The organism is Streptomyces sp. NPDC045778 (assembly GCF_056431945.1).
Window position 1 is genome coordinate 53,915 of record NZ_JBWKJZ010000006.1, and the last position, 23,468, is coordinate 77,382.

At 75.0% G+C, this 23,468-nt stretch carries 21 protein-coding genes; 13 read left to right on the forward strand and 8 right to left on the reverse strand.

What is annotated here, in order from left to right; genetic code table 11:
• Positions 1-126 precede the first annotated feature (126 nt).
• Complete coding sequence (locus AC07GB_RS09885; RefSeq protein ID WP_478843412.1) at positions 127-486, forward strand: CU044_2847 family protein; 360 nt, start codon at positions 127-129, stop codon at positions 484-486.
• Between the two features lie 24 nt (positions 487-510).
• Here the strand turns inward: AC07GB_RS09885 and AC07GB_RS09890 are convergent, their stop codons facing one another.
• Positions 511-1,866 (reverse strand): MFS transporter, encoded by a 1,356-nt coding sequence (locus tag AC07GB_RS09890; RefSeq protein WP_478843414.1) that lies wholly within the window; start codon positions 1,864-1,866, stop codon positions 511-513.
• Between the two features lie 227 nt (positions 1,867-2,093).
• Between AC07GB_RS09890 and AC07GB_RS09895 the strand changes: the two genes are divergently transcribed.
• The gene (locus AC07GB_RS09895) at positions 2,094-3,131 is read left to right on the forward strand and encodes a rod shape-determining protein (RefSeq protein WP_478843416.1); all 1,038 of its coding nucleotides are present in this window, start codon (positions 2,094-2,096) and stop codon (positions 3,129-3,131) included.
• A 38-nt stretch (positions 3,132-3,169) separates the two neighbouring features.
• Entirely contained in the window at positions 3,170-4,696 is a 1,527-nt protein-coding gene (locus AC07GB_RS09900) for a GAF domain-containing protein (RefSeq protein ID WP_478843418.1), read from the forward strand.
• 34 nt (positions 4,697-4,730) lie between these two features.
• Here AC07GB_RS09900 and AC07GB_RS09905 read toward each other — a convergent pair whose 3' ends face one another.
• On the reverse strand, positions 4,731-5,990 hold the full coding sequence (locus AC07GB_RS09905) for an MFS transporter (RefSeq protein ID WP_478843420.1): 1,260 nt from the start codon (positions 5,988-5,990) through the stop codon (positions 4,731-4,733).
• A 212-nt stretch (positions 5,991-6,202) separates the two neighbouring features.
• On the opposite strand from AC07GB_RS09905, the gene AC07GB_RS09910 reads away from it, so the two are divergent.
• The 8 genes from AC07GB_RS09910 to AC07GB_RS09945 are packed head-to-tail and all read left to right on the forward strand — an operon-like array spanning position 6,203 to position 13,608.
• Positions 6,203-7,213, forward strand: a complete 1,011-nt coding sequence (locus tag AC07GB_RS09910; protein WP_478843422.1) for an ABC transporter substrate-binding protein — start codon at positions 6,203-6,205, stop codon at positions 7,211-7,213.
• On the forward strand, positions 7,203-8,354 hold the full coding sequence (locus AC07GB_RS09915) for a FecCD family ABC transporter permease (RefSeq protein WP_478843424.1): 1,152 nt from the start codon (positions 7,203-7,205) through the stop codon (positions 8,352-8,354). The genes AC07GB_RS09910 and AC07GB_RS09915 overlap by 11 nt, the downstream gene beginning before the upstream one ends.
• The gene (locus AC07GB_RS09920; RefSeq protein ID WP_478843426.1) at positions 8,351-9,151 is read left to right on the forward strand and encodes an ABC transporter ATP-binding protein; all 801 of its coding nucleotides are present in this window, start codon (positions 8,351-8,353) and stop codon (positions 9,149-9,151) included. Before AC07GB_RS09915 ends, AC07GB_RS09920 begins: the two co-directional genes overlap by 4 nt.
• Positions 9,148-9,885, forward strand: coding sequence for a class I SAM-dependent methyltransferase (locus AC07GB_RS09925; protein WP_478843428.1), 738 nt, complete (start codon positions 9,148-9,150; stop codon positions 9,883-9,885). The genes AC07GB_RS09920 and AC07GB_RS09925 overlap by 4 nt, the downstream gene beginning before the upstream one ends.
• Positions 9,882-10,709: a Rossmann-like domain-containing protein gene (locus AC07GB_RS09930; protein WP_478843430.1), complete on the forward strand. Its 828-nt coding sequence runs from the start codon at positions 9,882-9,884 to the stop codon at positions 10,707-10,709. Before AC07GB_RS09925 ends, AC07GB_RS09930 begins: the two co-directional genes overlap by 4 nt.
• Positions 10,706-11,719 carry a GHMP family kinase ATP-binding protein gene (locus tag AC07GB_RS09935; protein WP_478843432.1) on the forward strand — a complete coding sequence of 338 codons (1,014 nt, stop codon included), beginning with the start codon at positions 10,706-10,708 and terminating at the stop codon, positions 11,717-11,719. Before AC07GB_RS09930 ends, AC07GB_RS09935 begins: the two co-directional genes overlap by 4 nt.
• Positions 11,640-12,683 carry a pyridoxal-phosphate dependent enzyme gene (locus tag AC07GB_RS09940; RefSeq protein WP_478843434.1) on the forward strand — a complete coding sequence of 348 codons (1,044 nt, stop codon included), beginning with the start codon at positions 11,640-11,642 and terminating at the stop codon, positions 12,681-12,683. The genes AC07GB_RS09935 and AC07GB_RS09940 overlap by 80 nt, the downstream gene beginning before the upstream one ends.
• A 25-nt stretch (positions 12,684-12,708) precedes the next feature.
• A complete protein-coding gene (locus tag AC07GB_RS09945) occupies positions 12,709-13,608 on the forward strand; it encodes a DNA-binding protein (protein ID WP_478843436.1) in 900 nt (299 codons plus the stop codon).
• Here the strand turns inward: AC07GB_RS09945 and AC07GB_RS09950 are convergent.
• From AC07GB_RS09950 to AC07GB_RS09970, 5 genes are all read right to left on the reverse strand, one after another.
• A complete protein-coding gene (locus AC07GB_RS09950) occupies positions 13,583-14,356 on the reverse strand; it encodes an FHA domain-containing protein (RefSeq protein ID WP_478843437.1) in 774 nt (257 codons plus the stop codon). The genes AC07GB_RS09945 and AC07GB_RS09950 overlap by 26 nt on opposite strands.
• A 274-nt stretch (positions 14,357-14,630) precedes the next feature.
• A complete protein-coding gene (locus AC07GB_RS09955; protein WP_478843439.1) occupies positions 14,631-16,529 on the reverse strand; it encodes a serine/threonine-protein kinase in 1,899 nt (632 codons plus the stop codon).
• Positions 16,530-16,702: 173 nt separating this feature from the next.
• Positions 16,703-17,488, reverse strand: a complete 786-nt coding sequence (locus AC07GB_RS09960) for an ABC transporter ATP-binding protein (protein WP_478843441.1) — start codon at positions 17,486-17,488, stop codon at positions 16,703-16,705.
• A 6-nt stretch (positions 17,489-17,494) separates the two neighbouring features.
• Positions 17,495-18,568 carry a FecCD family ABC transporter permease gene (locus tag AC07GB_RS09965; protein ID WP_478843442.1) on the reverse strand — a complete coding sequence of 358 codons (1,074 nt, stop codon included), beginning with the start codon at positions 18,566-18,568 and terminating at the stop codon, positions 17,495-17,497.
• A 2-nt stretch (positions 18,569-18,570) separates the two neighbouring features.
• Positions 18,571-19,632: an ABC transporter substrate-binding protein gene (locus AC07GB_RS09970; RefSeq protein ID WP_478843443.1), complete on the reverse strand. Its 1,062-nt coding sequence runs from the start codon at positions 19,630-19,632 to the stop codon at positions 18,571-18,573.
• Positions 19,633-19,863: 231 nt separating this feature from the next.
• On the opposite strand from AC07GB_RS09970, the gene msrA reads away from it, so the two are divergent.
• Positions 19,864-20,412 (forward strand): peptide-methionine (S)-S-oxide reductase MsrA, encoded by a 549-nt coding sequence (gene msrA / locus AC07GB_RS09975; protein WP_478843444.1) that lies wholly within the window; start codon positions 19,864-19,866, stop codon positions 20,410-20,412.
• Positions 20,413-20,487: 75 nt separating this feature from the next.
• On the opposite strand, the gene AC07GB_RS09980 is transcribed toward msrA, so the two are convergent.
• Entirely contained in the window at positions 20,488-21,816 is a 1,329-nt protein-coding gene (locus AC07GB_RS09980) for an acyltransferase domain-containing protein (RefSeq protein WP_478843445.1), read from the reverse strand.
• 254 nt (positions 21,817-22,070) lie between these two features.
• On the opposite strand from AC07GB_RS09980, the gene AC07GB_RS09985 reads away from it, so the two are divergent.
• Positions 22,071-23,462, forward strand: coding sequence for a PucR family transcriptional regulator (locus AC07GB_RS09985; RefSeq protein ID WP_478843446.1), 1,392 nt, complete (start codon positions 22,071-22,073; stop codon positions 23,460-23,462).
• The last annotated feature ends 6 nt before the right edge of the window (positions 23,463-23,468 follow it).

The following is a 23,468-nucleotide window of genomic DNA, read 5'->3' on the forward strand; positions in this document are numbered from 1 at the left end:
CGCGGTCCTGGCGGGAAGCTGCCAGGGCGGCTTCCCGCCAGCGGGTGCCTCGGCCAGAATGTGGGCTCGGAGACCGAGCAGCGGGCCGCGGCGGGCCCGCGTGACGGCGGGGGCGGCATGGGCGGTATGGACGGTGGGTTGGTCGAGTACCCGACGAACAGCGGCGCCCGGGTGGTCGTGGCGCTCGACCCCGACGACCTGGACGGCGTCCGGCTCGTCGCGCGCGGCGACGGGCCCGCGCAGGCGGCGCGCACCTTCGAGGCCACCCTGGACAGCGCGCGGGCGGCCGCCGAGGCGGCGCTCCAGGTGTTCCGCGACGGCACGCTCAAGCCGGACACGGTGGAGATCGAGTTCGGGGTACGGATGACGGCCGAGGCCGGGGCGGTACTCGTGAAGGGCTCCGCCGAGGGGCACTTGCTGGTCCGCCTCTCCTGGTCGCCGGAACAGCAGAGCCCACGCACCCCGGCCCCCGAAGCCGCCTCCTGAGCGCCCAGGTGACCGCGCGCCCGGTCAGGCCTGCGGGTCGCGGGCGTCGTAGCGCAGGAAGGCGCGCCAGCGCAGGACCAGGAGGCCCACCGCGAGGACGCAGGCCGCGCCGCCGCCGACGATCGCCACCCGGGGCGAGGCCAGGTCGCCGACCGTGCCCGCGAGGAAGTCGCCGAGGCGGGGGCCGCCCGCCACCACCACGATGAACACGCCTTGCAGGCGCCCCCGCATGGCGTCCGGCGTGGCCGCCTGGAGCATGGTGCTGCGGAACACCATGGAGATGGTGTCGGCGGCGCCCGCGAGGGCGAGGAAGACGACGCCGAGCCAGAGGTCGCGGGTGAGACCGAAGACGGCGACGGCCGTGCCCCAGCCCGCCACGGAGAGGGCGATGGCGAAGCCGTGGTGGTGGACGCGGCCGAGCCAGCCGGAGAACACGCCGCCGAGCAGCGCGCCCACGGCGGGCGCCGCCGCGAGCAGGCCCGCGGTCTTCGCGTCGCCGCCGTACCAGACGACGGCGATGGCGGGGAACAGCGCGCGCGGGTGCGCGAGCACCATCGCGCACATGTCGGTGAAGAACGTCATGCGCAGGTTGGGCCGGGTGGCGAGGAAGCGGAGGCCGTCGACGACGGAGGCCCGGCGCCGCTTGCCGCCGTCCGCCGCGCCGCCGTCGGCGCCCTCAGCGCCGTCGGCGCCGGGCAGCATCGACGGCAGCCGCCACATCGCGTACAGCGCGGCCGTGAAGGCGACGGCGTCGATGGCGTACGCGGCCTGGTAGCCCCACAGGCCGACGATGAGGCCGCCCAGCATGGGGCCGACGGTCGTGCCCGACGTGGTGGTCAGGGAGGTGAGGGCGTTGGCGGCGGGCAGCTGCTCGGGCGGGAGGAGGCGGGGGATCATCGCGGTGCGGGCGGGCGAGTTCAGGGCGCCGCAGGTCGCCTGGAGCGCGACCACGCCGTACAGGAACCACACGTGGTGGAAGTCCGCGAACGCCGCCGCCGCGAGGATCACCGACAGGGCGCACAGGCCCAGGGACGAGTACAGGCCGAGCTTGCGGCGGTCCACGGTGTCCGCGATCGCGCCCCCGTACAGGCCGAAGACGACGAGCGGGACGAGTGAGAAGAGGCCGACGAGGCCGACCGAGAAGCTGGACCCCGTGATGTCGTACACCTGGAGGGACACCGCGAGCGCGGTCATCGCCTGGCCGATCCAGGAGATGGTGTTGCCGAACCAGAGGCGCCGGTAGTCGGCGGAGGTTCGCAGCGGGGTCAGGTCGGCGAGGATACGGCGCTTGGGCGGGGCGGACGCGCCGGAACCGGGCCCTGGGTCCGCTATGGCGGGGCGCTCGTCGTCAGTGGCGTCTTCTGTCGATGCTCGTGTCACACGGGATGCTAACCGGCCCCTCCGGAGGCCACGTACCGATTTACGCACCGGGGTGCCCGGCCCGGATCACGCGCGGGGTGCCCGGTCCGCGCGGTGCGCGGAACCACCCGCTCGGGCGCACCCCGCCCGGCCCACCCCCGCGTGCGGGCGTCCCCGGGCGCCCGCAGGATGCGAAGGGCAGGGTCCACCGCCCGGTGGGCCCGCGCGTGCTCTCGGGAGGATCCGCCGTGACCGTCAGTCTGGAACAGCTGCGCCGCTGCCATATCGGCGTCGACCTGGGGGCGGCCCGCACGCGCGTGTTCGTGAAGGGGGCCGGGCTCGTCGTGGACGAGCCGAGCGTGGCCGCCGTGAACACGCGGACGGGCGCGCTCATCGCGGTCGGCCAGTTCGCGGAGCAGATGACGGGACGCACCCCGGCCTACATCCGTGTCGTACGCCCCGTGTCCGGCGGCACGGTCGTCGACATCCAGATGGCCCAGCGCATGCTGCGCAGCCTGCTCGGCGAGAAGCTGCGCCGCACCCTGCGCCGCAAGCCCCGTCTGCGCGCGGCCGCGTGCACCCCGCACGACACGGACCCGCTCGCGCAGCGCGCCACCGCCGAGACCCTGGTGGGCCTGGGCGCGCGGCGCGTGGAGCTGGTGGACACGCTCATCGCGGCGGCGGTGGGCAGCGGCCTGCCCGTGGAGCGCGCGGAAGCGACCATGATCCTGGTGTGCGGGGCCGCCACCACGCAGGTCGCGGTGCTCTCCCTCGGCTCCATCGTGACGGCCGAGCGGATCCCGGTGGGCGGCGAGGCCATCGACCACGCGATCGTGCAGCACCTGCGCCACCAGCACGAGCTGATGCTGCCGTCGCAGTCGGTACGCCCCCTGCAACTCGCCCTCAGCGGCAACGGCCTGACCCCGCACGGCCCGGAGTCCACGGAGATCCACGGCAGGGACGTGGCGACGGGCCTCGCGCGCTCCGTGCGGGTCGACACGGCCGCCGTCCGCGACGCCATCCACACCCCGCTCACCGCCGTGCTCGACGGCATCGGCAAGGTGCTGCGCGACTGCCCGCCCGACCTCGTGGCCGACCTCGCCGACCGGGGCATCACGATGGTCGGCGGCAGCGCGCTGCTCCCCGGCCTCGACCAGATGCTGCGGAACGCGACGGGCATGCCCGTGCACATCGCGGAGCGACCCGACGTGTGCGCGGTGCTCGGCCTCGGTGCCATGCTGGAGGGCAAGATCCAGCCGCTGGCCCTCGCCCCCCTGACAGGCTGACGAGGCCCCCACACCTCGTACGGGAGTACGCCGCCGCCATGACCGACGACGTGGTCAGCGAAGCGCCGCCGCCCCTGCCGCTGCTCCTGGACGCGGTCCTCGGCGTCGGCACGGAGCTGTCCTTGCGCCCCACGCTCCAGCACATCGTGGACAGCGCCGTCGCGCTGGCCGGGGCCCGGTACGGCGTGCTGCGGGCCGCGACGACGGAAGGCGGAGCGCCGGAGCGGTTCACGGCGGGAGCGGAGCCGGAGCCCGGCGCGGCGACCGCCGCGGGCGCCTGCGTGCTGAGCATCCCCATCCACGTCCAGGGCGAGGAGTTCGGCCGGCTCCGCCTCACGCACGGGCGGGGCGGGACCTTCACGGACGAGGACCGGGGGATGCTGCGGGTCCTGGCGAGCCAGGCGGGCATCGCGATCGGCAACGCCCGCCTGTACGAGACCGCCCGTCAGCGGGAGCGCTGGATCGAGGGCGCGGCGGCGGTCACCACGGCCCTGCTCACCGGCGAGGCCGCGCCCGACGCCCTGATGACGGTGGCCCAGCAGGCCCGGCTCCTCGCGGACGCGGCGGCGGGCGTCGTCCTCCAGCCGACGGACGAGGGCGGCATGCGGATCGTCGCGGCGGCGACGGACGGGGGCGGGGACGTCAGCCGGGCGGCGCCCGGCGACGCGGCCCCCGCCGGGCCCGCGCCCGGGCACCGGCGCCACCCCGCCGCCGCCGCGCAGAACGACCTCATGGGCACCACCATCGAGCCCGGCAGCGCGGTCCTTGAGCAACTCCTCGGCGGGCAGCCGGTGTTCATCGAGGACTCGGCGACCGACCCGCGGATGACGACCCGTGTGCGGTCCCGGTTCGGGCCGAGCATGATGCTGCCGTTGCAGGCGGGCGGCCGACTCATCGGTACGCTCGCGCTGCCGCGCCGCCGCGGCGAGCGCCCGTACACGCCGGTGGAGCGGCTGCTCGCCACCCAGTTCGCCTCGCAGGCCGCGCTCGCCCTCGTGCTCGCCGACGCGCAGCAGTCCCGGCAGCGCCTCGCCGTGTTCGAGGACCGCGACCGCATCGCCCGCGACCTGCACGACCTCGTCGTCCAGCGGCTCTTCGCGACCGGCATGATGCTGGAGTCCACGCGCCGCAGGGCCGGCTCCGCCCCCGAGCAGTCGGCGCTCGACCAGGCCGTGGACGAGCTGGAGTCCACCATCCAGGAGGTGCGCACGGCGATCTTCGCGCTCCAGCAGCCGCCCGCCGACGCCCCGACGACCTTCCGGGGCAAGGTCCTCAAGGAGACGGCCGGGGCGGGCGCGGTGCTCGGGGTGCAGCCGTCGGTGCACTTCACCGGGGCGGTGGACGCGCAGGTCACGGAGCCCGCGGCGGGGCGGCTCCTCGCCGCCCTGCGCCGGTCCCTGGCCGCGGCGTCGCGACGCCCCGGCGTGTCCAGGGTCGAGGTGACGGTGGAGGCCGGCACGGAGCTGCCCGACGGGCGCGAGGGCGTACGGCTCGTCGTCCATGACGACGGCGAGACGGACGGCGCCAGCACCGGCACCACCGTCACCTGGCAGGCCCCGCTGTAGCCGGACCGCACCCACCGGCCGCACGCCGCGCCCGCTAGGCCTCGGACCTGCTGAAGCCCCGGCTGCTCGGCACCAGGGCCGCCGCCGCCGGGGCCGCGAAGCACAGGGCCGCGCAGACCGCGAGGACGGGGCGGGGGCCGAACTCCTCGATGGCCGGGGCGATCAGCGCGAGGCCCGCGGGCGCGAGGCCGTAGGACAGCATGAAGTCCAGGGACGACACGCGTGCCAGCTTGTCGGGCGCGACCTCGCGCTGCGTGGCGGTGAACCACGGCACGTTGAACAGCTCGATGCCGACCCCGGCCACCGCGTACGCGCCCACGACGACCGCCCAGTGCACCGGCAGGAGCAGGCCGAGCGGCGCGAGGCCGTAGAGGGCGAGGCCCGCGAGGGCGGTCCAGCCCTGCGCGCGCGGCCGCCAGCGGGCGACGACCAGGGCCCCGCCGAGCGCCCCGAGCGTGTAGGCGGTCATGGCGGCGGCGAGCACCACCCCCGTGTCGTACTTGTCGCGGCTGACCAGCGGCAGTGCCACGCCGGTGGCCGAGTAGCCGGTGGCGATGACGGTGGTCAGGGCCCCGAGCCCGGCCAGGAACCAGGGGTGCCGCCGCGCCTCCCGCAGCCCTTCGGCGAACTCCGCGAGGAAGGAGGGGCGTTCCCCGGCCGCACCCACGGCGTCCGCCCGGCCGGGTCCCGGCACGAGCGCCGCGACCAGCCACAGCAGGCCGATCCCGAGCAGCAGCGCCCAGGTGTCCAGGAGGACGGCGAGCAGGGCGGTGAGGGAGGGTCCGGCGAGCGTGGTGGCCCGTACGGACAGGGTCATCGCGGCGTTGGCGGCCTGGCGCCTGTCCTCGTCGACGACCTCGGCGGTCAGCGCCTGGAAGGCGGGGCGGCACGCGCCCTGCCCCGCGCCCGCGACCACGGCCGCGGCGAGCATCAGGGCGAGCGAGCGGCCGAGGCCGAGCGCGAGCAGGGGCGTCGCGGCCGCGGCGGCGAGGCCCGCCCAGAGGACGACGCCGCGCCGCGAGTACCGGTCGGCGAGGACGCCGCCGACGGCGACCGCGACGAGGAAGCCCGCGGTGCGGGCGGCGAGCAGGAGGCCGAGCGTCGCCGCGCCTATGGTGCGGTCGAGGACGGCGAGTCCGAGGACGAAGGGCAGCGCCCAGGTGGCGAGCCCGGACGCGGTGGTGCCCGACCAGAGCCGCAGGAAGGCGGGGTTCCGCAGGACGCCCCGCGTGGGGGGCGCGCCCCCTTCCGCACCCTCGGCGGGCCCGGCCGTTCGCGTGGGCGTGGTCGTCACGTGACGTACTCCTCTGCTGTCGTCCGCGCTCACCGCGCGGTCTCGAAATCGTTATGCGGTTCCGCCGGAGCACCCAAGTCCCGTACGGAGTGCGGACTTCGGCGCTTCCTCGTGGGCGGCCACCCTTCGGCCGGACCCACCCCGGGAGCCACTAATGAAAATGATTGCCATTACAGTACCCTTGTCGCGTCCCCACCCACACCGGAGGTCCCATGCGTCCGCGTCACCCCGTCCGCCTCGGCACAGCCGCCCTGGTCCTGTCCCTCACGGCCGCCGGCTGCGCTTCCGGCGAGGACTCGTCGGACAACAGGGCAGGCGCCCGCGAGACGACCGTCACGAGCTGCGGGAAGAAGTTGAGCTTCGACCGTGCGCCGCGGCGCGCCGTCGCCCTCGACCAGTCCTCCACCGAGGTGCTGCTCGCGCTCGGCCTCGGGGATCGCATGGCCGGCACGTCCAACCTCAAGACGAAGATCGCGCCGGAGTACAAGGCCGCGTACGACGACGTGAAGGTGCTCAGCCCGAAGATCCTCACGAGCGAGCAGCTGCGGGCCGCCACGCCGGACCTCGCCGTCGGCGGGTTCACGGACTACTTCACCAAGGACCGCGTCGGCACCCGCGAGGAGCTGGCAGGACTCGGGCTCCCGTCGTTCGTGAGCGCCGTGGACTGCCCGCGCGAGGGCGCCGGCCGCACCCCCTTCGAGCTGCTCTTCAAGGACTACGCCGACCTCGGAAAGATCTTCGGCGTCGAGAAGCGGGCGGAGAAGCTCGAAAAGGAGCAGCGCGCCACGCTCACCGCCGCCGCGAGGACGAAAAAGCGGGTCGAGGGCGAGCCCAGCGTGGTGTGGCTGTACTCGGTGTACGGCGACACGCCGTACGTGGCGGGCAGGTCCGCGATGCCGAGCGAGATGAGCCGCGTCGTCGGCGCGAGGAACGCCTTCGACGACGTCGACGAGGACTGGCCGCAGGTCAGCTGGGAGGAAGTCGCCAAGCGCAAGCCGGACTTCATCGTGGTCGGCGACCTGTCGGAGCGCGGCAAGCCCGGCGACAGCGCCGAGGACAAGCTGAAGGCGGTCCGCGCCCACCCTGTGATGGCGCGGCTGCCCGCCGTGCGGGAGAAGCGCTTCATCGAGATCCCCGGCACGGAGATGGACCCCTCGGTCCGCGCGGTCGGTGCCCTGCCGCGGCTCGTTTCGGGGATGGAGGACCTCGGGTATGTCCGCTAGCCCGGGCGCGGTCGGCACAGCGGCACCGCCCGGAGCGGGCGGGGCGCCGGACCTGCTGCACCCCTCGGCGCGCGGGACGGCGGCCCCCGGCCCCGCCGCCTCCCCCGCGGCCGCCCGCACCGCGCCACGCGGGACGGGGAGGCGCGTCGGGCTCTTCGTGCTCGCCGTGCTCGCCCTCGTCGTGTCCGCCGCCGTGTCCGTGCGCATCGGCACCACGGACGTCTCGTACGGGGACGTCGCCCGCAGCGCCGGCTACCACCTGGGTCTGGGCGCCGAGCCGCCCGCGCCGCTCGTGGACTCGCTGATCTGGGAGCTGCGGGTGCCGCGTGTGCTGCTCGCGGCCCTGGTCGGCGCCTCGCTCGCGGTGTGCGGCGCCGCGCTCCAGGCCGTCACGCGCAACGCGCTCGCCGACCCCTATCTGCTCGGCATCTCATCGGGCGCGTCGACCGGCGCGGTCACCGTCGTGGTGCTCGGCGTCGGCTCCGCCTCGCTCGGTGTGACGGGCGGCGCGTTCGTGGGCGCCATGGTGTCGTTCGCGCTGTTGATGCTGCTGCTGCGGCGCGGCGGCCTCGACTCGGTGCGGATCGTCCTGACGGGCGTCGTGGTGTCGCAGCTGTTCACGGCCCTCACCTCGCTCGTCCTGATGGCGTCCGGCGACGCGGAGATGATCCGGGCGATCACGCAGTGGCTGCTCGGCTCGATGGCGCCCGCGCGCTGGGACGCGGTGGCCGTGACGGCCGCCGTGACGGCGGTGGGGCTCCTCGTGCTCTGGCTCAACTCGGCGGCCCTCGACGGATTCTCGTTCGGTACGGACACGGCCTCGTCGCTCGGTGTCGACGTGCGCACCACACGCCGGGTGCTGCTCGTCGTGACGTCCCTGATGACGTCCGTGGCCGTCGCGTCCGTGGGCGCCATCGGGTTCGTCGGCCTGATCGTGCCGCACGGCGTACGGTTCCTCGTCGGGCCCGGGCACCGGGTGCTGCTCCCGCTGTCGGCCCTGGTGGGCGCGGTGTTCCTGGTGTGGACGGACGCGCTCGCGCGGGTCGCGTTCACGCCGCAGGAGGTGCCCGTCGGCGTGTTCACCGCGCTGCTCGGCGTGCCGCTGTTCCTGCTCGTCCTGCGCGGGCGGGGGGAGCTGTGAGGATCACCGCCGACGGCGTGACCTGGGCGGTCGCGGGCAGGACGGTCGTCGACGGCGTGTCCCTGGACATCGCCCCGGGCGAGACCGTCGGCCTGATCGGGCCCAACGGGTCGGGCAAGTCCTCCCTGCTGCGGTGCCTGGCCGGGCTCCGGGCCCCCACCGCGGGCGTCGTCCGCTACGACCGGGAGCCGATCCACACCTGGAGCGCGCGCCGCGTCGCCCGGCGCGTCGCCTTCGTGGAGCAGTCCGCCGACACCGACAGCGAGCTGCGGGTCGTGGACGTGGTGGGCCTGGGCCGGACGCCGTTCGGGGACCGGTGGCGCGGCTTCGACGCCCACGACCGGGCCGTCGTCGACGCCGCCCTGGCGCGCCTCGGCCTGACCGGCCTGCGCGAGCGCTCCTGGAAGGCGCTGTCCGGCGGTGAGCGCCAGCGCGCCCACATCGCCCGGGCGCTCGCCCAGCAGCCGTACGCGATCCTGCTCGACGAGCCGACCAACCACCTCGACGTGAAGCACCAGTTGGAGCTGCTCGCCCTGCTCGCGGGCACCGACCAGACCGTCCTCGTGGCGCTGCACGACCTGTCGCTCGCCGCCCGCCACTGCGACCGGCTGCTCCTGCTGCGCGGCGGCCGTCTCGTCGCCGCCGGGCCGCCGAAGGACGTCCTGACGCCCGAGCTGCTCGCGGAGGTCTTCGAGGTCGACGCCGAGACGGGCCCCGACACCTTCGGGCACCTCGCGGTCAGCTGCCGCGGCCCCCTGCCCTCCCCCGACTCCCCACCACAGAAGGACAGTCGATGAACATCCCGGCCACCGGACCCGACCTGCTGCGGCAGCTGCCGCCGCCCCTGCCCGCCGAGCGGATCGTCGCGCTCAACCAGCCGAAGGCGGACCTGCACACCACGCGTACGTACGAGTGGAACGGCTGGAGCTTCGACGTGCCGCCCGGCGTGTTCCTGCCCGGCGCCACCAGCCGGATGGTGCACGAGCGGATCCTCGACGGCCGCATAGAGACGCGTGGCCTGCGCTACGGCGCGATCGGCGCCGGGCTCGGCGTGGAGACCGTCGCCGCCGGGGTGCGCGGGGCGCGCGAGATCTACGCCATGGACGTGCACGCCACCAGCGTCGCCACCGCGGCCCGGCACTACGCCCGCCTGGTCGGCCCGCGGGAGGGCACGGCGTTCCTGCCCGCGGCGGGCGACCTCTTCGACGGGCTTCCGCCGGACGCGCGGCTCGACGTCGTCACCTTCAACCCGCCCGCCGTCAGCCAGGCGGTGAGCGAGGACCCCGACGTCGTGCGCAACACGTGCGTCGGCGCCCCGCTGCTCGCGCGGTTCTTCGCGCAGCTCGCCGAGCGGGAGCTGCTCGCGCCGGACGGCGAGGCGTACGTGATCGCGTCGAACACCGCCGACCTGCGCCGCATCGTCCAGGACGCGCGGGACCTGGGCTTCACGCCGCGGGTCGTCCACGTGCGCGACTGGCGCGACGGCGTCCTCACCTTCCTGTTCGCGTTCACCCGTGGAGGCCGGGCATGAAGCACCCGAAGAACGTCACCGAGCTGCTCGGCGCCGTCCTCGCGGGTGAACTGGGCCCGGACCCGGCGGAGTTGACCGCCACCAGCGTGTTCTGGATCCACCACGGCACCCGCCTGGCCGGGGGCGACGTCACCTACCTCAACCAGTACGTCCTCGTCCGCGTCGGCGCCGCCTTCGGCGGCTGCGCCTTCGAGGCGGGCGAGATCGACCCGGCCGTCTGCCGCGAGGCGTCGGGCAGTTCGCTCGGCGCGCTCCTCAAGGACGCCCCCGCGCCGCTGCGCACGGCCGCCCTCGACGCCTACCTGGCCGCCGTCGCCCCGCACCGGGAGGCGGGGGCCGAGCCGGTGACGCTGCCCGCGGGGCCGCCCGAGGTGCGCGCGGTGGCCCGGGACACGGCCATCGCGGGCCTCCTCGCGGTCGAGCCGGGCGCCAAGGTGGCGCTGATCGGCGTCGTCAACCCGCTCGTCGCGGCGATCCGCGAGCGCGGCGGCGACCCGCTGCCCTGCGACTTCAACCTGCGCACCACGCAGTGGGGCGACCCCGTGAGCCGGGACATGCACGAGGTCCTCGACAAGGCCGACGCCGTCGTCGCCACCGGCATGACGCTGTCCAACGGCAGCTTCGACACGATCCTCGCCCGCTGCCGCGAGCGGGGCGTCCCGCTGGTCGTCTACGCGCAGTCCGGCAGCGCGGTCGCGCGGGCCTTCCTGGGCGCGGGGGTGACCGCCCTGTCCGCGGAGCCGTTCCCGTTCTCGCAGTTCAGCGCCGAGCCGACGGTCCTGTACCGGTACCGGGCCGCGCCGGGTGACGAGGGCGGGGCGTGAGGGCCGGGACCGGGCGGGCCGCCTGCCACCACGGCGAGATCCTCCAGGGCGTGTTCCTCGACGAGCGGGGGCGGCGCGTGGCGGGCCTGGTCACGCTGCCGCTCACCGGGCTCGGCACCCGCGCGGAGTTCACCCGCCGCCCGGGCACCGCCGAGGTGACGGTGGTCCCCGCCGACCGCACCAAGGCGCTGCGCGCCGCCACGTACGCCCTCGCCGAGTGCGCTCCGCGCGGCCGCGCGGAGCCGTGCGGCGGCGAGTTGCGGCTCGCCGGTGACGTCCCGGTCGGGCTCGGCATGGGCTCGTCCAGCAGCGACGTGATCGCCGCCGTGCGCGCGGTGGCCGACGCGTTCGGCACGCGGTTCGCGCCGGAGACGGTCGCGCGGCTCGCGGTGCGCGCCGAGCGCGCGTCGGACCCGCTGATGCTGGACGGTCGCGCGCTGCTGTTCGCCCAGCGCGAGGGCCGCGTCCTGGAGGACCTCGGCGCGGCCCTGCCCCCCGCTGTCGTCGTCGGCTGCGCGCTCGGCGGCGGCAGCCCGGTGGACACCCTGGCGCTGCCCGCCGACGCCTTGGCGGACAGCGCCGGCGTACGGGCCTACGAGCGGCTGCGGGACCAGCTGCGCCACGCCGTCGCCACCGCCGACCCCGCGCTGCTCGGCCACGTCGCCACCGAGAGCGCGCGGCTCCGCCAACGCGTCCTGCCGCACGCGGAGTTCGCCACGCTCACCCGCGTCGCGGGCCGCGTCGGCGCCCTCGGCGTGCAGGTCGCGCACAGCGGCAACGTGGCGGGCCTGCTCTTCGACCCCGCGGCGCCCGGCCTGCGCGGCCGGGTGCGCGACTGCCGCCGGGCCCTCGCGGCCACGGGCCTGCCCGCCACGCACACCTTCCACACCACCGCCCCCACGTGTACGACCACGAACGAGGAGCCCCCGCATGGACGAGCACATCGCGGAAGCGATCGGCCGCCCCGACCTGATACGTGTAGCCGACGGGTTCATCTGCCTGCGCTTTGAGACCATGAAGGTCGTCTCGGCCCTCGCGGCCGTGCGCCACCTCCTGGACACCGGCGCGGTGCGCCGCGGCGACACGCTCCTGGACAGTTCCAGCGGCATCTACGCCTACGCACTCGCGCTCGCCTGCCACCGCTACGGCATGCGCTGCCACATCGTCGGCTCCACCACCGTCGACCACACCCTGCGCACCCAACTGGCGGTCCTCGGCGCCACCTTGGAGCAGATGCCGCCGAGCGACGACCTGAAGCTCGACCAGAAGCGGCGCGTCGCGCGCGTCCACGAGATCCTGCGCGAGCACCCCGAGTACGTCTGGATGCGGCAGTACCACGACGACATCCACTACCTCGGCTACGAGGCGGTCGCGGAGCGCGTGTGCGCGGAGACCGGCGCCACCGGCGGCCTGACCCTCGTCGGCGGCGTGGGCTCCGGCGCCTCCACCGGCGCCCTCGCCCGCTACTGCCGGGCCCGCCGCCCCGACGTGCGGCTCGTGGGCGTGCAGCCCTTCGGCAGCGTCACCTTCGGCAGCGAGCACGTCGCCGACCCGGAGATCATCATCGCCGGGATCGGCAGCTCCATCCCGTTCGCCAACGTCTCCCACGCCTCCTACGACACCGTGCACTGGCTGTCCTTCGACACCGCGCTCGCCGGGAGCGTGGACCTGCTGCGGCGGCACGCGCTCTTCGCGGGCCTCTCCACCGGCGCCGGCTACGCGGCGGCGCGCTGGGAGCACGCCCAGGCCCCCGGCCGCACCACGGTCTTCATCGCCGCCGACACCGGCCACCGCTACGTGGACACGGTCTTCGCCCGGCACGAGCAGGCGGCCCCGCTGGCGTCCCTCTCGCCGCGCACGGTCACGTCCCCGGAGGAACTCGCGCTGCCCTGGGCCCGGATGGAGTGGGCGGGCGCGGCGGCCCCCGCCGGGGCGGGAACAGAGTCCGCGCGGGGGCCGTTGCAGCGCACATAGAGATCATCGGCGGCCGGGGGGCGTGGTGGGGCACGAGGAGGGCGACGTCACCGCGTACGCCGTGGACGCCGTGCGGCGGCTCGTCGCGGTGGACGCGGCGCGGGGCGCCCGCGCCGCCGTGCCACTGGTACGCGCGGCCCTGCGCGGTCTGCCCGGGGCCGCGCGGGGTGCGGACAGCGACCGGCTCGCCGCGCTCGCCGAGCTGTACGAGGTCGCCGGGTGGATCCTGTTCGACGCGGGCCGCCACCGGCAGGCCCACCGCCTCAACGCCCGCGCGCTCGCCCTCGCGGAGCGGAGCGGCGACCGCTGGACGGCCCGCCTCACCCTCCTGAACGACAGCATGCTCCTGGCCCACACAGGGCGCCCCCGCGCCGCGCTCACCGCCGCCGCCCGCGCGCGGGGGCCGCGCCCGCTGCCGCCGCGCGTGGCGAGCCTCGTTGCGATCCGCGAGGCGCACGCGACCGCGCTGCTCGGCGCGCGGCGTGAGCCGCGCGCGCTCCTGGCCCGGGCCGGGAGCCTGTTCCTGGACGGCGTCTCGCGGCGCGACCCGCCGTGGGCGTGGTGGCTCGACGAGTGGGAGCTGCTCGGCCACCGGGGCTGGGTCCTCGCCCGGCTCGGCGACACCGACCGGGCGCTGCCCGCGCTGCACGGCGCCGCCACCGCGCCCGGCCCGTCCTACCGGCACCTGTTCACCGCGCAGCTCCTGGCGGCCCTCGTCCGGGCCGGGGCCTGGCGGGACGCGGAGCGGCTCGTCGCGGACCTCGCGCCGCGCGCCGGGACCATCGGCTCCGCGCGCGCCACCGAGGTCCTCGGGCGGATCGCGCGCCACCTGCGGGAGCCCGGCGCCGCGCCCGGAGCCCTGCGGGACGCCGCCGTGTTCCTCCTGGAGTCGCTGCCCGCTACCGGTCCCGCTCGTCGTCCATGACCCCGAGGTCGGGCGGCACCAGGGTGGTGGACTCCACCAGGCCCCTGAGCAGGTTGTGCAGCAGGCTGTTGTCGGACGGGCGGCCCACCGACGTGTCGTGCAGGAGCGGGTACGGAAAGCCGCTGTCGTGCAGCCTGCGCCGCACACCCTCGATCCGGTACTCGATCCTGCGCTCCCCCCAGTGCTCGTCGGGGCGCAGGTAGGCGAGCTGCTTCGCGGCCCTGGGGTACGTCAGCGGGCGCGGGCTCTCCTCGTACAGCAGGTACTCCTGGCCGAGGACGACGAGCAGCAGCCGCTCGTCGTCCGACAGCGGCCACCGCTTGGGCGGCACGGTGTCGGCGCGGCGGCGCGAGACCGGGCCCAGGTCGTCGTGGCCCGTGACGTACAGCTCCACCAGGTGCTCGCGGTAGCCGGAGCCGCGCACGAACAGCGGGGTGTAGCCCGGCGCGAGCGGCACCGGCTCGGTGCTGCTGTGCATCATCCGGCCGCGCGGAAGGCGCAGCAGCTGGCGGCCGGTGTTGCGCAGCCACCAGGCGCGGTCGCGGTAGGTGAGTTCGCCGTGGCGGCGGCTGACCATCAGGTCGTGCTCGCCGACACCGAGGTCGACGCCGGGCTCCTCGCCGCGCCCGAACCGCACGGTCAGGCCGGGCCTCGGCGGGGCCTGGAGGTCGCCGGTGACGGTGCGCGCGTGCAGGGTGCCCGGGGGCGCGGGCGCGACGCCGCGCGCGAGGCTCGCGGAACCGTTCATGAGCGCCTCCTCCTCGGCCGCGGTGTCCGCCAGTGTGGCCGCCCTGTCCCGGGACCCGTCCCGAAGTACGCCCCTAAGGGGCGCGGGGCTGTGTCCATATGCGGCTCCGCCGCGCGGGCGCGACGCCGCGCGCGAGGCTCGCGGAACCGTTCATGAGCGCCTCCTCCGGCCGCGGTGTCCGCCAGTGTGGCCGCCCTGTCCCGGGACCCGTCCCGAAGTACGCCCCCTAAGGGGCGCGGGGAACTGCGCGACCAGCCACCGACGGCCCGCAGATTCAACGGATTTCAGCCACCGCATCCGCGGCCAGGCGCAGCGCAAGACGGCGCAGCCGGTCTTGGGAGGGATCGCCGCCAACGGTGATGTTGAGGGTCTCGACGGCCCGGCCCCCGTCGCCGTAGGCACGGTGCACCACGCGGACGCGGCACGTGCGCGGCCCTTCCGCGTCCGGCTCGACGACGGCGCGGCGGCCCCCGACACGGGTCGGCGTGCCGTCGCCCGCGTCCCACGACCTGCCCTGGTCGAAGCGCAGCTCCAGCCAGAGGTCGCTGGTGGTGCTCGCCCACTCGCAGTCCCAGTTGCCGAAGCCGACGTCGGGGTCGCGGGCGTCGATGCCGGGGACGGCTTCGAGGGCCCGCGTGTCCAGGAGCGCGCAGGCGTCCTCGTGGACGAGCGAGCCGGGCGGGGCCTCGGGGCGGCGGTCGAGCGGCCCGGCGTTGAGCCGCTTCACGGCCACGCGCGTGGCGGCGTCGGCCATGGCGCACAGCCGGGCCGTGCCGCTGTCCCCGCTGTCGTGCGCGTCCTCCGCCACGACGGTGACGTGCGCGTCGCGGTCGGTGGCCGGGAGCATCGTACGGACGCACTCGCCGCTGTCGCCCGACTCCTTGACCACGGCCACGCCGCCCTCGGTGCGGTGGGGCGCGGGCAGCCCGGAGCCGCCGCCCGTGTCGTAGTGGAACTGGACGTCCACGGGGGCGTCGCCGCCCGCGTCCACGAGGATGTCGCAGCGGTCGAAGTTGCCGTAGCCCCGGTCGAGTTCGGCGTCGCCGAAGCGCTTCAGGACGGCCGGGTCCGCGAGCGCGCACGGGTCGAGGGTGCGGTGGTCACCGAGGACGGAGGCGGTGCGGGGCGCGCCGGGCCCGCCGTCGGTACCGTCAGCGCCGTCCGGCCACAGGCGCGGCAGCCACACGGCGGCGGCGAGCGTCACCACGGCGAGGGCGGCCACGACCACGAACTGCCGTGACCGGCCCGGCAGGACCATCCGGCCGGTGCTCTCGCTGTCCTGGCCGACCCCGCCCGGCTCGCCGTCGCCGCCCATGTCGCCGCGCGGCAGCGGCTCCTGCGGGCCCGCGACCTGGGCGAGCAGCCGGCCGGCCTCCGCCGCGCCGGGGCGGTTCTTCGGGGCGGGGCCGAGCATCGCGGGCAGCAGTCCGGCGAGCGGGCCGAGGCCGGGGCCCAGGGCGACCTCGCCGCGCTCGGCCTGCCGCTCGGCGACGAAGGGGTCGACGTCGCCGGTGTGCGGGCGCGGCGGGCGGCCGGTGACCAGGGCGTGCAGCAGGGCGGCGAGGGAGAAGACGTCCGACGCCGGTTCGGGGCGGCCCCTGACGACCTCGGGGGCGGCGTAGTCAGGGGTGTAGCTGAGCGCGCCGGGCCGGGTGATGGTCTCCTGCCCGCCCACCCGGTAGGCGGCGCCGAAGTCCGCGAGCTTGGCGAGGCCCGCGGGCGTGGCGACGACGTTGCCGGGCTTCACGTCGCCGTGCACGATCCCCTCGGCGTGCAGCGCGGCGAGCGCGGCCGCGACCTGGACGCCGACGCGCGCGGCCCGCGCGGGCGTGAGCGGCGGCCGGTCGGCGAGGCTGCCCCCGGACACGTACTCCATGACGAGCCAGGACGCGGTCCTGCGGCGGGGCGGGGTCCAGCGGCCCTCGGGCAGGGTGAGCACGTCGTGCAGGGTGACGACGTGGGGGTGGCTGAACCGCGCGAGGGCGCGGGCCTCGGCTTCGAGCCGTTCGGACTCCCTGCGGTCGGTGCCGCGCCGGCCGCGCCGCCGCAGCCGCTTGAGGATGACCTGGCGGGGCAGCCGCTGGTCGCGGGCGATCCACACCTCGCCCATGCCCCCGTGGAGGGGGCCGCGCACCAGCCGGTAGCGCCCGCCGACCGTCGTGCCCCGGCGCACCCCTGCTCCCCTCAGCCGTGGTCCGGACCCCGCGGGCGGCCGTGGGCGGCCACGCGCTCCCCGAACCTACTGCGGGCGCGGGGCACGCCACAGGGCCTTCACGGGATGTCCGCGCACCGCCCCCGCCGCGCGCGGGGCGGCGGACGGCGGGGGCGGCGACGGCGCGCGGCGGCTCAGCCCGGCCGCGGGGCGGGCTCCCGGTGGTCGAAGGCGATCAGCGGGTCGCCGGTCAGGGGATGGTCCACGACGGCCGCCCGGACGCCGAACACCTCGGCGAGCAGCGCGGGCGTGAGCACCTCGCGCGGCGGCCCGGACGCGGCGACGCGCCCGCCGTGCAGCACGTGCAGGCGGTCGCAGACCGAGGCGGCGGCGTTGAGGTCGTGCAGGGACACGAGCGTGGTGCGTCCCTTGCCGCGCAGCAGGGCGAGCAGCTCCACCTGGTGGCGTACGTCGAGGTGGTTGGTCGGCTCGTCGAGCACGAGCACGTCGGGGCCTTGCGCGAACGCGCGGGCCAGCAGGACGCGTTGCCGCTCGCCGCCGGACAGGGCCGTGAAGCGGCGCCCTGCCGCGCCGTCCATGCCGACCTCGGCGAGGGCGCGCGCGACGGCGTCCCGGTCGGTGGCGTCGTCCCCGGCGAAGGCCCGCTTGTAGGGGGTGCGGCCCATGGCGACGACCTCGCGCACGGTCAGCTCGACGTCCGCGCCCCGCTCCTGCGGCAGGGCCGCGACGTGCCGGGCCGACCGGGCGGGGGTCAGCTCGCGCAGGTCGGTGCCGGCCAGGAGCACCCGGCCCGCCACGGGCCGCAGATGGCGGTAGACGGCCCGCAGGAGCGTGGACTTGCCGCTGCCGTTCGGGCCGACGAGCCCGGTGATCTCGCCCTCGGCGGCGACGAGGTGCGCGCCCGAGACGACGGTGCGCCCGGCGTACGCGACGGACAGGTCCTCGATGTCAACGCGCACGCGGCCTCAACTCCCGTCCTTCAGGCGCCGGTCGAGCAGGAACAGCAGCGTCGGGGCGCCGATCAGCGAGGTGACGACGCCGACGGGCAGCTCCTGCGCGTCCATGGCGGTCCGGCACACGATGTCGACGCCGACCATGAGGACCGCCCCGCCGAGCGCGGACAGCGGCAGCAGTCTGCGGTGGTCCTCGCCCACCAGGAGGCGGCAGGTGTGCGGCACCATGAGGGCGACGAAGGCGATCGCCCCGGACACCGCCACCAGGGAGCCGGTGAGCAGGCTCGTCACCACGAACAGCTCCCGGCGCAGGCGCCCCACGTCGACGCCGAGCCCGGCCGCGGTCTCGTCGCCCATCAGGAGCGCGTTGAGGCTCCGGGCCCGCGCCTGGAGCAGCACGAGGGCGGCCGGGACGGTCACCGCGGGCACGGCGAGCAGGGGCCAGGTGGCCCCGCTCAGGCTGCCCATGAGCCAGAAGAGCACGCTGTGCGTCTGCTGCTCGTCCCCGGCCTGGAGCACCAGGTAGCTGGTGAACCCGGACAGGAACTGGCCGATCGCGACCCCGGCGAGCACCAGGCGCAGGGGCGCGAAGCCGCCGCCGCGCCGGGCCGCGGCCCACACCAGGGCGAAGGTCACGAGGGCGCCCGCGAAGGCCGCCCCGGAGAGCCCGATGGCGCTGCCCGCGCCCACCCCGAGGACGATCGCGGCGACGGCCCCGAGGGAGGCGCCGCTGGAGACCCCCAGCAGGTAGGGGTCGGCCAGCGGGTTGCGGACGAGGGCCTGCACGGCGGTGCCGACCAGGCCGAGTCCGGCGCCGACGAGGGCGGCGAGCAGGGCGCGCGGCACCCGCAGCTGCCACACGATGAGGTCGCTGGTCCCGGCCCTGGGCGCGGCGCCGGTGAGTCTGCGCCCGACGACGCCCCACACCTCGCCCGGCGGCAGGGACGTCGAGCCCCAGGACACGGCCGCGGTGAGCGCCGCGAGGAGCAGCACGGCCAGGGCCGCGGCGACGGGCACCGCGGGCAGGACCCGCGCGTCGCCCTCGGCGCGGGCCGCGCGCCCGGTCCTGGTGCGCGGGAGTGCCATGGCTAGCGGACCTTGCCGGGGTAGAGGGTCTTGGCGATCCGCACCACGGTGTCGGCGTTGGAGACGCCCGCGATGGTGGTGGCCTCGGACCCGACGCGCAGGAACTTGCCCTGCTTCACGGCGCGCAGGCCCTTGGTGGCCGGGTTGTCCTCCAGCCACTTCCTGGCCTCGTCGAAGGCCTTCTCGTTGGCGGCGGCGCTGCCCCGGTTGCGGACGCCGAGCTGGATCCAGTCCGGGTTCTTGGAGACCACGTCCTCCCAGCCGACCTGCTTGAACGCGCCGTCGCAGGACGCGAAGACGTTCCGGGCGCCCGCGAGGGTGATCACGGCGTGGGCGACCTGGCGGTTGCAGACGGCGATGGGCTGCTTGGTCCCGGCGTCGTAGTCGAAGAAGAAGTAGGTGGGCCGCTTCCGCTCGGGGACGCCACGCACCGCCGCGCGTACGGAGGCCAGCTTCGTCCGCATGCCGTCGACGAGTTCGGCGGCCGTGCTCCGGTTGCCGGTGACGGCGCCGAGCGAGGTGATGTCCCGCTCGACGGCGGACAGGTCGGTCACGGGGCCCTCGCGGTCCTGCGCGCAGGCGGTGGACTTCAGGTAGATGTGCTTCATCCCGGCCGCCTTGTACTCCTCGGGGGTCGGTACGTCGCCCATGCCGCCGCCCATGCCGCCCATGGAGGCGAAGCTGTCGATGTACAGGTCGGCCCCGGAGCCGAGCAGCTTCTCCTTGGGGATCACGGCCTTGCCGAGGACCTTCACGGCGTCCGCGCGCTTGCCGAGGGCCCCCGGCAGGGTGCCCTTGCCGGGCGGGAAGCCGGTGCCGGCCACCCGGTCCCCGGCGCCGAGCCGGAGCAGCAGCTCCAGGGCGGCGGCGTTGCTGGTCACGATCTTCTGGGGCGCGGCGGAGAAGCTGGTCGCGTTGCCCTCGCAGTCGGTGACCCGCACCGGGAAGCCCGTGGCCGCGCCGTTTGCGGCGGAGCCGTCCGTGCCGTCGCCGCCACCGCCGCAGCCCGAGACCAGCAGGCCGCACACCACGGCCACCGCACCCCACCCCGTACGCGTACGCATCGCACCTCTCCTGGAACTCGCGGAGCCGGGCCTCTCGCACCGGCAGCCCAGGAGTCGCGCCGGGGCCCGTCCGGGTTCCCGCGGCTTCACAAGGGGCGCGGACGAAAGCCGCGCCGGGCCCGCGAGGAACCCGAACTCCCCTTCTTTCACGGCAGCTTGACCCACCCGCCGGAATTGTTATTCCTGCTACAATTCAGCGAAAATTCGGACCAGAGTCTGGGGAGGACTCCGATGGCCGATGAAATACCCGCAGCAGGGAATACCGAGACAGCGACACTCGGCCCCGGTTGCTTTTGGTCCTTCGACGCGGTGATGCGTCGAACCCCCGGTGTCACATCAAGTGTCGCGGGTTTCGCGGGAGATCACGGCCCGCCCCCCAACTACGAGGACTACGAACGCTACGGACTCAATCCGCAGAAGTTCGTCGAGGCGGTGCGACTGACCTTCCAGCCGGACAAGATCTCCTTCGAGGAGATACTCGACCTGTTCTTCCAGAGCCACGATCCGACCACGCCCAATCAGAGCGGAGCGGACCACGGCACCGTCTACCACTCGACGATCTTCTACGCCGATGAGGACCAGCGCGCGCGTGCCGAGCAGGTCATGAATCGCGTACGGCGGGAACTGGGTCAGAACATCGTGACCGATCTCCGGCCCTATCAGCAGTTCTTCGAGGCGGACTCCGATCAGCAGGACTTCTACAACAAGAACCGCTTCCAGCCGTACTGCCGGGCGGTCATAGAGCCGAAGCTCCGCAATCTGGGCATCGACGTCGGCTGAGAACCCGGCGCGACCCGCGGGCGGAAAGGCCCTGACCGGGCTCCGGTCAGGGCCTTTCCGCCCGTCGGGCGGGCGTCACGCGAAGGCCGCCGTCCAGTCCACGGCGACCCCGTGCACATACGCCTCCGCGAGCGCGGCGAGGAACCGGGCCGCGCCGCCGTCCTCGTTGCGCAGCGTCGCCATGAGCACCGCCGAGCGGCCCAGCTCCTCCACGATGTCCTGCATGCCGACGGTGAGCACCGGCTGGGCGCTGCACTCGACGAAGACCTCGTGGCCGTCGGCGACCAGGGTGCGGACGGCGTCGTCGAACCTGACCGTCTGGCGCAGGTTCCGGTACCAGTACTCCGCGTCGAGCCCGTCGGTGTCGGCGCGCCGCCCGGTCACCGTCGAGTAGAACGGCACGTCACCACGCGCGGGACGGACGCTCGCCGCCAGGTCCAGGAGGGTCTCCCGGAGGTCCTCCACGTGCGGCGAGTGCGCGGCGAAGTCCACGCCCGGCACCCGCCAGCGCATCATCCGGGCCGCCCGCAGCGCGGCGCCGAAGTCGGCCATCGCGGCCACGTCGCCCGAGACGGTGAGGGTCGCCGGGCCGTTCACCGCGGCCACCGAGAGGGTGCCCTCCCAGTCGGCCAGCATCGCGCGCACCTGGTCGTTCGGGGCGAGCACGGTCAGCATCTCGCCGCGTCCGCGGATCTTCGTCAGGGCCTGGCTGCGCAGCGCGACGATCCGCGCGGCGTCGTCGAGGCTCAGCGCGCCCGCCACGTGCGCGGCGGCGATCTCGCCCTGCGAGTGGCCGACGGCCGCGCCCGGCTCGACACCGAAGCGGCGCCACAGCCGGGCCAGGGACACCATCATCGAGAACAGGACGGGCTGCACGATGTCGACCTGGTCGAGCGGCGGGGTGCCGGGCACACCGCGCAGCACGTCCTCCAACGACCAGTTCACGTACGGAGACAGCGCCTTCTCGCAGGCCCGGACCGCGTCGGCGAACTCGGGCGAGGCGTCGAGCAGCCCCACCGCCATGCCGGCCCACTGGGTGCCCTGGCCGGGGAACACGAACACCGGCCGGGTGCCCTCCCTGGCCTGCCGGGGCGCCCGGCCGCTGATCACGTGCGGGGCGGGGCGCTCGTCGGCGAGCGCGCGCACCCCGTCGAGCAGCTCGGCGCGGTCGCGCCCGACGACCACGGCCCGGTGCTCGCCCGCGGCCCCGGCCGCCACGAGCGACCGGCCCACCTCGGCGAGCAGGGCGGCATCGGCCGCGCCCGCGGCGGGGTCGGATTCAAGCCGGGCGAGCAGCCGCGCGGCCTGGGCACGCAGCCCCGCCGCGCTGCGCCCGGACAGCACCCACGGCACCGCGCCGGTCACTGCGCCGATACGAGGGTCTTGCGTGGCGGGCTGGGTCACGAGCACTCCTCATCGCTGCCAATCAGGGGGGTCGCGCAGCCAAGATCGCTGCCCATCAGGGGACCGGACAGCGCGATCGCTGCCAACCGGTGGACCGCGCAGCGCAAGATATCCCGCACACCCACAACTCCCGCCCACCGCGCGGTAATTCCGCCGGTGAGACGCGGTTACCGGGCGGTTACCCGCCGTGGCCGAAAGCACGTATAGGCTGCCGGCACCCAGTCGCGTCCGCTTTCCGTTAGGGAGGCTACTCGTTGTCAGGCTGCCCGACATCGCAGGCCACTATTCCTGCGCGTCCCCAGATCACGTCCACCAGTTCCCTGCTGCATCTACTGCGCCCCGCTGACGACTCCGTACTCCATTTACCGGCGACGAATCCGCAGCTGGTCGAGGAGGTAGTCGCCCGCGTCGGTTCGGGTGCGACCGGCTGGGCGATCGAGAACAGCCGCCTGCTGCTTGCCGAACTCTCCGGAGAGCCGTTCGCCCGATTCGACCAGAAGTCCCGCAGTGAGACCAGGCTCGTCGAGGCGATAGCGCTCTGGGTGGTCCTGCGGCTCAGCGGCATAAGATCCATCACCGGTGTCCTTTCCACGGAACTCACCCACACCATCCGGGAACGCATCTCGGACAACACGACCGTCGACCACCTGCTCCGCTATGTCCGGGCCGCCCACGCGAGTTTCACCCGTGAACTGTTCGAGTTCCGCGACGCCGTGATCCCCGCCGAGGACCAGGCGACGATGATGCGGTCCATTTCCGCCGACCTCTTCGAGGGAATGGAGACGCTGTCGGCCGCGGTCACCGAGAAGTTCGCCGCCGAACGCGACCGCTGGTTCGCCGGTTCCGTGGGCGAGCGCCTCGAACTCGTCTCCTCGATCCTCAAGGGCAAGCCCGTCGACACCATGCGAGCGCTGCGCCAGCTCGGGTACGACCTGACGCTGCACCACGTCGCGCTCGTGCTGTGGCAGGACGAGATCACCCCGGACAGCAGCCGCGAGCTGGAGGCCACGGCGCTGCGCCTGCTCGACCAGGTCGGCTGCTCCTCGATGCTGATGCTGCCCGCCGGCCCCGGGCGCCTGTGGGCGTGGGGCGGCCGGGCCACCGACCGCCCGGCCGAGCTGCGGCGCTCGGCCGAGCCCGTGGACCTGCCCCCGCACATCCACGTCGCCTCCGGCCTTCCGGGCGACGGCGTGGCCGGCTTCCAGCGCTCCCACGAGCAGGCCGTCACCGCTGAGCGGGTCGGCGGCATCATCCAGCCGGGCCCGTTCGGGCTCTGCGACTACGGCGACCTGGAGCCGGTGATCCTGCTCGGCAACGACGCCGAGGCCGCCGCGGACTTCGTACGCCGCGAACTCGGCCCGCTCGCGGCCGACAACAGGTCCATGGCCGCGCTGCGCGAGACCGTGCGCTGCCTCCTCGACAACGAGCGCGGCGTCGCCCTGACCGCCAAACACCTGCACATCGCGAAGAACACCGTGGTCTACCGGGTGAAGAAGGCGGAGCAACTCCTCGGGCGGTCCCTGCGCGAGGACCGCCTCCGCTTGCACCTCGCGCTGTACCTGGCGGGGCGGCTCGGCACCTCGGTGCTCGCCGACCACGATCCCGCGACAGGCCTTGAGAACTCGATTCGGGCGGTAGCCAAATGAGCGGTC